The organism is Algoriphagus sp. 4150 (genome assembly GCF_031457395.1).
Classification (GTDB): Bacteria; Bacteroidota; Bacteroidia; order Cytophagales; family Cyclobacteriaceae; genus Algoriphagus.
The window spans coordinates 211756-223797 of record NZ_JAVDWS010000004.1; the positions used below are offsets into that span (position 1 = coordinate 211756).

Sequence of the window (12042 nt, forward strand, 5' to 3'; positions counted from 1 at the left end):
GAGAGTGAATTATGCAAAAGTATTTAATTGAGAATATTTCTTAAATATAGAGATTGTAAGTTAAAAATTTTACTTAATAAGGGTTGGATGAGTGAATAAATTGGGTAAATAAGGCTTGATAAAAATAAAAACATCTTTTTTTCTGAGCTCTTTGGGGGTGAGGAGGGGTTTTTCAGTACTACTTAAAATTGATTCGATGAGCCCGGAACTAATTAAGAAATTCTTCGATGGGAGATGTACTCCTGAAGAAGTGCATCAGGTTCTCCTTTGGATTACTTCAGAAAAAGGGAGAGGTGATCTGGAAAAGCATTTTGAGAATTTCCAAGAGGAAAGCAATCGTCTTGCTGTTGACAGTAAAGCCATGTTTGATAAGATCCATAAAAGGATCGAAGAAGAAAATAAGCCAAGTATATCTAGGGTAGGAGGAGGGGCTTGTGATAGAAGTACTTCTAAAAGCAAGTCATTCATGAGCTGGAAAGCCCGGATTGCCGCTTCGATACTAATCTGTTTGCTGACCTCTGTTGTTTGGCTTTTGTTTCCAGGAAATGAGGAAGAAAAAAAGCAAACAGCCAAATCGGGGCAAATACACTATGAGACAAGGCAGACAATGGCAGGAGAAAAGTTGACTTTAAAATTGAATGATGGAACTATGATTCGGCTAAATGCCAATAGTAAAATCAGGTTTCCTAAATCATTCTCGGAGGCTAAACGGGAGGTTTATCTTCAAGGAGAGGCTTTCTTTGATGTTTATCGAAATGAAGAGAGTCCGTTTATAGTGTATTCTACAGGTCTTAAGACCAGTGTGCTGGGGACTTCATTTGCGGTTTCCGAAGATTCAGCTAAGCAAAGTAGCCAGGTAGCTGTTCTTACAGGCAGTGTAAAGGTGTCGAAATCTGAGAATTCTAGTTCCTCTGAGAATGAAGAGATTCTTCTTCATACTATGGACGCCGCCATTTTTGAAGGAGACGGGGCCTTGCAAAAAATGAAGATTGATTACGACCAAGCCTTTGCTTGGAAGGATAACGTAATCGTATTCCAAAACGCAAATTTCGGAGAAGTACTTGACAGGCTCGAAAATTGGTTCGGCGTTCATTTTAAAGTGAATAGAAAACTAAAAGGATCAAAGGACTATTCAGGCAGGTTTGAGCATCAGACACTTGAGGAAATACTGATTGGACTATCGTTCACATTTGACTTTGAATTTAAGATTGAGGACTCAACTATAATCATCAACTAAAACCAATTGCCTATGCGGAATTTTAAGGTATAAAAACAAGAAGACCATCGATCAAAGCTGGATTTTGCCGTGCAGCGATGACCAATGATCTAATTGATTACAGACAATAGAATATTATCCATAAACAGAACTATTATGAATTCAAAGTTACTGATAAAAATTGTAACCATGGGAAAATACGCCTTTCTCGGAATGGTCCTTCAGTGCTTATTTTTAAGCACATTATTGGCAAGCGAAAGCAGTGGCCAAATCAAGATGGAAGAGGTTTTTATTGCTATTCACCAAAAGCAAATACATGTAGGTGAAGTATTCCAAAAAATCGAACGGGAAACTGACTTTCGTTTTTCTTTAAAAAAGCAGGATATAAGGGAGATTGTATTTACCAACACAAGCATTGGTGAACAAGTATCAATAGAAAACCTCCTGAAGGAAATTTCAAAAGAATCCAATTTAAAATTTAAGCAAGTCAATAACACCATTCATGTTGGGGTTAAAAATACTGCTGCACCATTACCGGATAAAGTAAAAGAGGTGTTAGTGAAGGGTAGTGTAGTAGATGAAAGTCAGTTTCCGATGCCGGGAGTGACTGTAACGGTGATGGGTACTTCCACGGGAACCGTAACAGATGCAGACGGTAATTATTCGATTGATGCGCCGGAAGGGGCTTCACTTGTATTTTCTTTTATTGGTTACGTCAGCCAGACCATAGAAATAGGTAGTCAAAGCATCATAGATGTTACACTTGCAGAAGACACAAGATCTTTGGATGAGATTGTCATAGTAGGATATGGAACTCAGAAAAAAGTAAATCTGACCGGTGCAATTTCAGCCGTAAAAACTGATGATATAAATGAAATTCCGGCTACTAATCTCTCCAACACACTGGCAGGTAGAGCTCCGGGAGTGAATGTGACGGGAACCTCCGGACTGTCCGGGGCATCATCCTCAATTCGGATCAGGGGAAGTTTTGGTGATCCATTGTATGTCATTGACGGGATAGTGCGTGACAAAGAGGCTTTTGATGCACTCAACCCAAATGAAGTAGATAATTTAAGCTTCTTAAAGGATGCTGCATCAGCATCTATCTATGGATCAAGAGCCGGTAACGGTGTAGTTCTGGTCACTACCAAGCAGGGTACTGAGCAGAAAATGACGATTGGGTTTCAAACATCCGTATCCACTTTTAGACCTACCCAAGAACTTCTTTCAGATAAGACTACAGCTACTGATGAACTGATTTATCAGAATAGAGTAGCGGAATTTTTGGGAACCACTTTGCCGAATGGTCCTGAGGAATTTGCCTATTTCAGGGATAGGAATTATAACGTAAACGACTTCATCTGGCAAAATCCAAGTAGCCAAAATTATGTTTTGAGCGTGACTGGCGGCAATGATAAGTTGACATATTATTCCATGCTGAGTTATCTGGGTGAAAAGGGTGCATATAAAAGTGTAGACCACGGGAAGTTTAACCTACGTAGTAACGTGTCTGCAAAAATCACCAACCGGATTACATTGGATTTGAATATTGCCGCCACCCAGCAAAACCATGACAGGTTTTACTGGCCATTTTCTCCAGATGATGATTATGATGTTTCTGATCTCTATCGCGTAAGTTTCAACTGGCCCAAGGTCTACCCTTTCTATACTGAAGCAGATGGCACGCCGGCCGATTATGTAACTGATTTTCCGTTGCAAACTCCTATGGGCAGCTGGCAGGCTTGGAGTGTGATCGACCAGATAGTAGGAGACAGATACATCAAAACCAGAAAACGTCAGGTGAATTCGATTCTCTCTCTCAATATTGACTTGGGCGACATTATAGAAGGGCTGTCTACCCGGGTATCCGGAAATTACCTTGCCACAGATTTTATGCGTAAAAAATATTTGACGTATCAGAAAAATTATACGTTTACCCAGGCAGATCCTGATGGTAATAGGTTTGTCCCTGCGGCACCTGATCCTGATAATTTTAACATATTTAATTTCAGTCAAAATCAGGAGTTTTTAAGTTATGAGCTAGAGACCGGCTGGAGCTATCAGTTTAATTGGTTTATAAACTACAACAGGACTTTTAATAAGCATGGTATCAATGCCATGGCAGTTTATGAGCAGGCGGAGAATGGGTTGTTTGGAGCCTTTTCGAGAGCAGAAGATCCTGTGACTAATTATGATCAGGACTTTGTGTATTCGCAGGATGCTGAGCGTAGATACGGTAGTGGTTGGGAAGAAATAGGGGCTAGACAATCTCTGATAGGTAGAGCCAATTACAATTATGACGAGAAGTATATTGCTGAATTTTCCTTTAGATACGATGGCAATACACTTTTTCCAAGAGGTAACCGATGGGGTTTTTTTCCTTCCGTTTCTGCTGCTTGGAGGATTGCTGCTGAGGAATTTATGTCAGGATCTTCCGGTTGGCTGGATGACCTTAAACTGAGAATGTCTTACGGGACAACGGGTAATGATTTAGATATATATAATGAAAAGATTAACCCTTTTTCATACGTAAATACATATAGCAACGGAGGTGGGTATATTTTCGGAGATGAGCTATATACCAGTATAATACCCGGAGCAACTCCGAACCCCAACTTGACTTGGGCTACTTCTACCACCTATAATGCCGGGTTGGACTTTGAATTGATCGACACCAGATTGGTTGGATCTATAGATATATTCTACAAGCGGGAAGTAAATATTTTGGGTTCAAGACTTGTGACTCTGCCTGATAATTATGGGCAAGCCCTTGCGCCGGAAAATTATGCCGAAAGATCTTGGAGAGGCGGTGAATTGGCTTTGTTGTGGAGAGATCAGGCTGCGGGAGGGAAACTGAAGTATTCGGTATACGGTAACTTGGGCTATGCCCGGGATCAATGGGACAAACTGGATCAGGATCCTATATTCCTGTCTGGTGGAAACCGTGAACTGGAGACGCAAATAGGGCAGCCCAGTGAAAGGATTTTTGGACTGCGTTCATTTGGAATAATCAGGACTCAGGAGCAGCTCAATGAACTTTTGGAATCCGGATTTAAACAGTTTGGCCGAGATCCTTATTTGGGAGGACTGTACTTTGAGGATATTAGAGGAGATGGTTTTACTCCGGGAGCTGACGGCAAAATTGATGGGAACGATATTCAGCTACTTTCCAATAATGCCATTCCAAGGATAAATTACGGTTTTGGGTTTGACTTGGATTGGAATAATTTTTCATTGAATGCCCACTTTCAGGGTGTGGGAGTTTATGACAGAATCATCAGTAATCAGGAAGGTGCCGGCATGAGACAGCATGGAGGTGCCATTAGACCTTATTATCCGATCTGGGCTGATGATGTCTGGACTCCGGACAATCCCAATGCCAAATATCCCCGACCTGTGGGTCAGAACTGGTATGAGTCAGGAACAGGAGCATCGTCTTTCTGGATCAAAAATGGTGCTTACTTACGTTTGAAAAATCTTAATCTGGGGTATAACATTCCCAGAGCGGTGCTTGATAATTTAAATATTATAAACGCAAAAGTTTTCTTCAACGGCACCAATTTATTTGCAATATCTGAAGTGAAGGAGTTTCAGGATCCTGAACAGAAAAACTACGATTCTTTTCCGCTGATGAAATCATTCACGCTTGGCCTTGATATTAAATTTTAAAGAAACTACAATGAAAAGATTACTATATATACTCAGCTTTATTGTGTTATCCTATGGTTGTACTGATATTCTGGATATCGAAGATATTGAGCACTACAGTCCGGAATTGGTATGGAGCGATGAAAACTTGGCCAATGCCTACATGGTGAATTTATATGGAATGTTTGGCAATTGGGATACGGGAGCGGATAGGATAAGCCAGCAGATTGCAGGGATTGCATGGTATGCAGACCGTATCACTATATCAAATGATGATTTTAAAGACTGGAACTATTCCAGAATACGCTTAATCAATCAGGCAATCCAAGACGTAAATAACGGAAGTCTCCCCCAGGAAATAAAAGACAATATCACCGGTCAAGCATTGTTTATGAGAGCATATACTTATTTCAATATGGTGATGTATCACGGTGGTGTGCCTTATGTAAAAGTTCCACAGGATAGGTATGAAGACGATTTATTCGTGTCAAGAAATTCCACTGCAGAATGCTTCGAGTTTTTAATTGAGGACTTGGATCAGGCAATTGATTTACTTCCTGAAAGCATCACATCCTCTTCAAGTGATTTTGGGAAAATTGACGGGAGCTTTGCATTGGCATTCAAAGCCAAAGTGTTGCTTTACAAAGCTTCGCCGCAATTTAATCCTTCCAATCCTTTTGATAATGGTTATTGGGCTGAAGCTCACGCAGCAAATAAGGAAGCTTATGAGGCGCTCACAGCTTTGGGATATGGCTTGGTGAGTGAGTATTCTGATATTGCTTTGGATGAGAGGAATAGAGAGACAGTTTTTTCTGTGATTAACAGTTATCCTAATAAATCTGCCAATTGGGACTATGGTGTAAGGCCCGGATCAGAAAGTAGGGGCCCCGCCTCTGCGTGTCCTACTTGGGAATTCATCAAAGAATATCCCATGCTGGATGGGAAGTTGTATAATGATCCTACAGGAGAATATTACATGACAGATGAAGAATTCCTTCAGAATTATTGGAAAAATCGTGATCCCAGATTTGATCAATCTATTGTATGGAATGGTAAAACCTATGAAGTATCCAGAAAGGCAGACAAAAGACAATATACATCGTTGGGCATAGCCCATGAATTGGATGATTTTGGTATCAACCCCAATGCAGGTGTCAATTCCACCAATCTGGACAGATATACGGGCTTTTTTATTCTCAAAAACAGTATGCTCAGCCTCACCCAGCCTGAAGTTCAGCAATATGATGTGGATTTTGTGCTGATGCGTTTTGCCGAAGTGATGCTGAATTATGCGGAGACGTCCAATGAGACTGGAGATATGAGTACTGCATTGAATATCCTTAGGGAAATTAGACAAAGAGCAGGCATACTTTCAGGAGATGATGGGAAGTATGGTATAGAAGCTGATGATCGGGAATCTATACGCGAAGCTATTTTAGCGGAGCGAAACATTGAGTTTGCCTTTGAGGGGAAAAGATTCTGGGATTTGAGGAGATTGAGAATGCTGGACAGGCTAGATGGTAAAACGAAGCATGGAATAGAAGCTATTGCCATCACTGAAAGTGGACAGGAAATGTCTCTGTCAAGGGGAAGAGAATTGGCAGCAACCTATTCTTTGACAGAAACTGATTTTAAATACCAAGTCCTTCAGGTGCCTAGATCGGGTGTGCAGTCAAGCGTGCTGCCGGAAAACTACTATTTCTTTCCTATTCAAAATACTGTCCTTGATAGAAATAACCAATTGGAGCAAAACGTAGGGTGGGGAGGAACATTTGATCCAACTTTGAACTAAGGGGTTTTATAAAGAGAAAGAGGCTGTCCTGCAAGTGGGCAGCCTCTGTATTATCCGGATAGACAACCTAAGTTAAATTTCATATAGGTGCCTACTGGCTTCGTTTGAGTTGTGAGATAGCCGCTTTCTTGGCTACATCTTATATGGAGAGCAGCAATTGGCCTGAAATCCCTATTAGAGTGAGAGGTAAGGGGGCTTCGCGTAATGGATGGTGAGTCTAACTTGTTACTTGTTCCCTCCTTACTCTATTCTATAAGATGTGGAATAAGAGTTTGACTGGATAATAAAATCATGTATGACATTCTTTGTCAAATTCAGAAAGTCATTCATGAGCCTTTCTCTTTTGTCTAGTATCTTGCAGAAGTAAGTCTAGCCGGCAAATGAATAATACCCCCCTTGCAGAACGAATGCGTCCCACCCGATTGGAAGATTTGATCGGACAAGAGCACCTGTCTTCGCCTACCTCATTTCTTTTCAAAGCAATAAAATCAGGAAATGTGCCATCTCTGATTCTCTGGGGACCTCCGGGAGTAGGGAAGACGACTATTGCCAATATTATAGCCAATGAAATCAAAGCTCCTTTTTACACCCTGAGTGCGATCAGTTCGGGGGTAAAGGATATCAGGGAAGTGATTGAGAAAGCGAAGTTTCAGCAGGGAGTTGTACTTTTTATAGATGAAATCCACAGATTCAATAAATCCCAACAGGATGCACTTCTGGGGGCAGTGGAAAAGGGGGTAATCCGTCTGATCGGAGCCACTACGGAGAATCCATCCTTTGAAGTCAATGCTGCATTGCTTTCCAGATGTCAGGTTTTTACATTGAATTCCTTGGGGAAATCTGAACTGGAAGGCATGATTCATCAGGCTTTGCAAAAAGATATTGAACTGAAAAAGCTTGACGTAAAACTTGAAGAGAGTGATGCACTCCTACGTATTTCAGGTGGAGATGGCCGGAAATTACTGAATTTGCTGGAAATAGTAATCGATGGGATCAATGAGGATCCCTGTGTGATCACTGACGAAAAAGTCATGAAGATTGCGCAGCAGAAAGTAGCGCTTTACGATAAGTCCGGTGAGCAGCACTACGATATTATTTCTGCTTTTATCAAATCCATCCGTGGCTCGGATCCGAATGCTGCGGTATATTGGTTGGCCAGGATGATAGAAGGTGGGGAGGATGTCAAGTTTATAGCGAGACGCTTGGTGATTCTGGCTTCTGAAGATATAGGGAATGCCAATCCCAATGCCTTGCTTTTGGCCACAAATTGTTTTGAAGCGGTGAAGATAATAGGCTATCCGGAATCCAGGATTATACTTTCCCAGTGTGTGACTTATTTGGCGAGTTCTCAGAAAAGCAATGCTGCCTACTTGGCAATTAATCAGGCTCAGGCCTTGGTCAGGGAAAAAGGCGATCTTTCCGTTCCGCTTCATCTCCGCAATGCTCCGACCAAACTGATGAAGGATTTGAACTATGGAAAGGCTTACAAATATTCCCATGATTTTCCGGGAAACTTTGTGAATCAGGAGTTTTTACCGGATGAAATCAAAGGTTTAAAACTCTACGATCCCGGCGAAAATACACGGGAAAATGAGCTGAGGAGATACCTGAGTTCGAAGTGGCAGGGGAAATATGGGTATTGATGGAAAGGGGAAATCAGAATTTTTCAATTTTCAAATCTTCTATTTATCAATGGGTTAATTAAGAATACTGAATGACGAACGCTGAATGCTGAAGTTTGGAATGCTTTTCATATTTTCGTCTTCAATGCCATAAGCCTACAAACCCCATAAAAATAATAGAGAATTGTATTCTTCATTCAGATTTTTTATATATTTGTCACACTAACTATTGGTATGACACAAGAGCAGTATTCCAAGTATTCATTTCTGTTGGACCGGACGGCCCGAAAGGTGAAGCAATATGCTCAGCAGCAGTTCAAGTCAGGTGATTTTGATGTGACTGTTGATCAGTGGTTGGTGCTGAAGAACCTGTCAGAAAATGACCTGTTAAGTCAGACGGAATTGGCAAATTTGGTTTTCAAAGACCATCCTACACTTACACGTATTATTGATTTGCTTTGCAAAAAAGGATACGTAGAGCGTGTGCCCCATCCTCAGGACAGACGTAGTTTTCAGTTGCATCTGACAGAGACGGGAGTGTCCAAAGTCTCTTCTTTGAGACCTGAGATACATCATATCAGGGAGAAAGCATGGGAGAATTTGAGCCCCCATGATTTCGAAGAATTCAAGCGGATTCTCAATACGATCTACCAAAATCTGAATGGAGAGTCGCTCGGCCAATAATTAGTTAATCAAAAAAAAGAAAATTTTTAACCAGGGAAATCCCCAAATTTTCATTCACCATGATCCATACAGACCTTTGTATTATCGGAGCCGGCCCAGTAGGCCTATTTGCAGTGTTCGAAGCTGGTTTGCTGAAAATGCGCTGTCACCTCATTGATGCCTTGCCTCAGGTGGGTGGTCAACTTTCGGAGATTTATCCCCAAAAGCCTATTTATGATATTCCGGGCTACCCGGAAGTAAATGCGCAGGATCTGGTGGACAATCTGATGGAGCAGGCGAAGCCTTTTTCTCCTACGTTCACTTTGGGTGAGCGTGTAGATCACTTGGACAAGCAGGAAGATGGATCGTTTATCGTGACTACCAGTGACAAGACCAAAGTTCATGCGCAGGTGATTGTCATCGCAGGTGGTTTGGGTTGCTTCGAACCTAGAAAGCCGGTTGTGGAGAATTTGGAGATTTTCGAAGGCAAAGGAGTTACCTACATGGTGAAGAATCCGGAGACCTTCCGTGATAAGAACGTTATTCTTGCGGGTGGCGGGGATTCTGCGCTGGATTGGACTATTTTCCTTTCGAAAGTGGCTAAAAGAGTGACCTTGGTTCACAGAAATGAAACTTTCCGTGGAGCACCTGATTCTGCAGCAAAAGTGTTTGATCTGGCCAATAATGGAAAAATTGATCTGATCCTTTCGGCAAACCTAAAAGAACTTGGAGGCAACGGGAAACTGGATTCTGTGACTTTCCTGGACAAATCCAAAATCGAAATAAAACTGGAGGCAGACTATCTGATTCCTTTGTTTGGGCTGAGTCCTAAGTTGGGGCCGATTGCGGATTGGGGATTGAGCATCGATAAAAATGCGATAGAAGTAGATACCCGTGATTACTCCACAGGTGTGGACCGGATCTATGCGATCGGTGATATCAATACGTATCCCGGGAAGTTGAAGCTGATTCTTTGTGGATTCCACGAAGCAGCGATTATGATGCATTCTGCATTCAAATATGTGTATCCGGATCAGAAATTGAGTTTCAAATACACGACCGTAAATGGTGTGAATTCATTTTAATAGTAGTTTTGCAGCATGGTTAATTTCACTGTAGAAGATCAAGAAGGAAACCGTCAAGATTGTGAAGCCCCTGATGATATGGGGTTCAATTTGATGGAAATCCTCAAGGCATATGAATACCCTATTTTGGCTACCTGCGGAGGCATGGCACTTTGTGGCACTTGCCATATAGAGATTTTGGAAGGCAAGGATGAACTGGGCGAAGCCACAGATCCGGAATTGGATCAGCTGGAAAATCTGCCGGAGTACTATCCGACTTCCAGGTTGGCCTGTCAGATACGAATCGGGGATGTACTGGAAGGTGCAGTACTCAAACTTAGAGGAGAAGATCAGTAAGCGATTACTGATTCACAGCTGTCCTGCTTCTCCAGAAGCTGGGCTTTGGAAATCAGTATGCCTATCGTAAATATTCTTAAAGCCACTCAGCAATGGGTGGCTTTATTTTTTTCTAACCACAAGCGCAAAGGCAACACAAAGGGCGCAGTTGCCCTGCTTCTCTAGAAGCTGGGCTTGTTTGAATCAGGAGGGTTACCTTAAAAATCCTTAAAGCTTGTCAGTGCTGAGTAGCTTTTGCTATTTTAGAGCAATATGAAATATCTATTCACTTTCATTTTTCTGCTGGTTGTTTTTTCAAAACTAATTGCCTGCCAGTGCTCTTATCCTAGACTTGGTGACTCTTACAGGTTTGCGACAAGTGTGATTTCTGGAAAAATCATTGGAGTTTCGACCTATGAAAAAGATGAAGCTTTATTGAGGATTACAATGGATGTGTATGAAGAATTTAAAGGCTCGGGTCTAAAAGAATTTTACATTTTCGATCCAGAGAAAGCAGATGGTATGTGTAATGTTTATTTGCACGAGGATCAAGAGATTCTTGTTTACTTAGAGAAATATGAGAATGGCTTGACGATGACGGGTTATTGCTCAAGAATGTTCCCTCTCAAATACATGGATAAGTATCCTCTGGAATTGGAAATACTTCGAAAAATTAAGGAGAATGACCTTAGTTATATTTCTAGGTTTACTGTTGATACTTATCAGAATGATTTTTTCAGTAAGCTATCCAGAATAGAATCAAATGGCTCTATTCCTAAAATTGGAATTTTCGAAGTACAGTTGGACAGATTAAACTATTGGACAGACGTTAATGTGATCGAAGGGTTTCAGGAAGATATTGATCTGAAAATATTAAAATTAATTAAAGAATCTGAGTGGATCTTAGATAACTATTACTCGGAGGGCCCAATTCCTATACTTGCAAAATTCTTCCTTGTAATTGAAAATGATTATTGGCAAATGAGTGGCTCGTATATGTTTTATGAGTATAATTTTCAATAACTTGATAAAAACCATCCAGTTTTTTGTTCACACTGCTGTCCTGCTTCTCCTGAAGCTGGACTTATTTTTGTTTACATGGAAGATAGGGCTAGCCTCGTAAATGTTTCTAGGGAAAAAGTGTAAATTACTGCCACTTGAAAAGTTATTGTGACCAATACCAAATAGCAATGAAAACCCTCCTTCTCCCATTCTTTCTTCTGATCAGCTCAGTGGCATTTTGTCAAAACCCCTTGAATACAAAAGGAGAATCCCAAGAAATTCTTGATTTGATCAGTTCATATTCCAAAGCTAGGGAAACGAAAGACACTGCATTACTGAAGGAGATATTAGTCAAAGATATTGATCAACTGGTTTCCTCCGGCGAGTGGCGCAAAGGATTCGATGAAGCAGTAACAGGAATGATGGAAAGTTCTGCTTCCAATCCCGGCGATAGAACCTTAAAAGTGGAGTCTATCCGATTTCTCAATCCCGATGCAGCTATAGTGGATGCCCATTATGAAATCAAAAGTGCAAGTGGGACTGTTCGCAAAATGTGGAGTAGCTTTGTAGTGGTGACCGAGACAGAGCGGTGGAAAATCTCTGCTATCCGAAATATGCTTCCGGCGGGGGATTAATCTATTATCCATTCACCAAGGTTGTCTTTGTTTACCTCTTCCCATTTAGCATTGAGATAAGCTT

Annotated in this window: 9 protein-coding genes; all 9 read left to right on the forward strand. The window is 41.2% G+C overall.

The window, feature by feature from the left end:
* Window positions 1-196 precede the first annotated feature (196 nt).
* A complete protein-coding gene (locus tag J2X69_RS08610; RefSeq protein WP_310101555.1) occupies window positions 197-1237 on the forward strand; it encodes a FecR domain-containing protein in 1041 nt (346 codons plus the stop codon).
* A gap of 135 nt (window positions 1238-1372) precedes the next feature.
* Window positions 1373-4885 (forward strand): SusC/RagA family TonB-linked outer membrane protein, encoded by a 3513-nt coding sequence (locus tag J2X69_RS08615; RefSeq protein ID WP_310101559.1) that lies wholly within the window; start codon window positions 1373-1375, stop codon window positions 4883-4885.
* 10 nt (window positions 4886-4895) lie between these two features.
* Window positions 4896-6656, forward strand: coding sequence for a RagB/SusD family nutrient uptake outer membrane protein (locus J2X69_RS08620; protein ID WP_310101561.1), 1761 nt, complete (start codon window positions 4896-4898; stop codon window positions 6654-6656).
* A 380-nt stretch (window positions 6657-7036) separates the two neighbouring features.
* Entirely contained in the window at window positions 7037-8299 is a 1263-nt protein-coding gene (locus J2X69_RS08625) for a replication-associated recombination protein A (RefSeq protein WP_310101564.1), read from the forward strand.
* Between the two features lie 213 nt (window positions 8300-8512).
* The gene (locus J2X69_RS08630) at window positions 8513-8962 is read left to right on the forward strand and encodes a MarR family transcriptional regulator (protein ID WP_310101567.1); all 450 of its coding nucleotides are present in this window, start codon (window positions 8513-8515) and stop codon (window positions 8960-8962) included.
* Window positions 8963-9021: 59 nt separating this feature from the next.
* Window positions 9022-10026 (forward strand): NAD(P)/FAD-dependent oxidoreductase, encoded by a 1005-nt coding sequence (locus tag J2X69_RS08635; RefSeq protein ID WP_310101570.1) that lies wholly within the window; start codon window positions 9022-9024, stop codon window positions 10024-10026.
* A 15-nt stretch (window positions 10027-10041) separates the two neighbouring features.
* Window positions 10042-10362 (forward strand): 2Fe-2S iron-sulfur cluster-binding protein, encoded by a 321-nt coding sequence (locus tag J2X69_RS08640; protein ID WP_310101573.1) that lies wholly within the window; start codon window positions 10042-10044, stop codon window positions 10360-10362.
* Window positions 10363-10614: 252 nt separating this feature from the next.
* Window positions 10615-11364 carry a hypothetical protein gene (locus J2X69_RS08645; protein WP_310101575.1) on the forward strand — a complete coding sequence of 250 codons (750 nt, stop codon included), beginning with the start codon at window positions 10615-10617 and terminating at the stop codon, window positions 11362-11364.
* A 167-nt stretch (window positions 11365-11531) separates the two neighbouring features.
* Complete coding sequence (locus J2X69_RS08650) at window positions 11532-11978, forward strand: SgcJ/EcaC family oxidoreductase (protein WP_310101577.1); 447 nt, start codon at window positions 11532-11534, stop codon at window positions 11976-11978.
* The last annotated feature ends 64 nt before the right edge of the window (window positions 11979-12042 follow it).

Coding starts and splice junctions, on each gene's coding strand:
- J2X69_RS08610 (WP_310101555.1), top strand. CDS start 197: ATGAGCCCGGAACTAATTAAGAAATTCTTCGATGGGAGATGTACTCCT.
- J2X69_RS08615 (WP_310101559.1), top strand. CDS start 1,373: ATGAATTCAAAGTTACTGATAAAAATTGTAACCATGGGAAAATACGCC.
- J2X69_RS08620 (WP_310101561.1), top strand. CDS start 4,896: ATGAAAAGATTACTATATATACTCAGCTTTATTGTGTTATCCTATGGT.
- J2X69_RS08625 (WP_310101564.1), top strand. CDS start 7,037: ATGAATAATACCCCCCTTGCAGAACGAATGCGTCCCACCCGATTGGAA.
- J2X69_RS08630 (WP_310101567.1), top strand. CDS start 8,513: ATGACACAAGAGCAGTATTCCAAGTATTCATTTCTGTTGGACCGGACG.
- J2X69_RS08635 (WP_310101570.1), top strand. CDS start 9,022: ATGATCCATACAGACCTTTGTATTATCGGAGCCGGCCCAGTAGGCCTA.
- J2X69_RS08640 (WP_310101573.1), top strand. CDS start 10,042: ATGGTTAATTTCACTGTAGAAGATCAAGAAGGAAACCGTCAAGATTGT.
- J2X69_RS08645 (WP_310101575.1), top strand. CDS start 10,615: ATGAAATATCTATTCACTTTCATTTTTCTGCTGGTTGTTTTTTCAAAA.
- J2X69_RS08650 (WP_310101577.1), top strand. CDS start 11,532: ATGAAAACCCTCCTTCTCCCATTCTTTCTTCTGATCAGCTCAGTGGCA.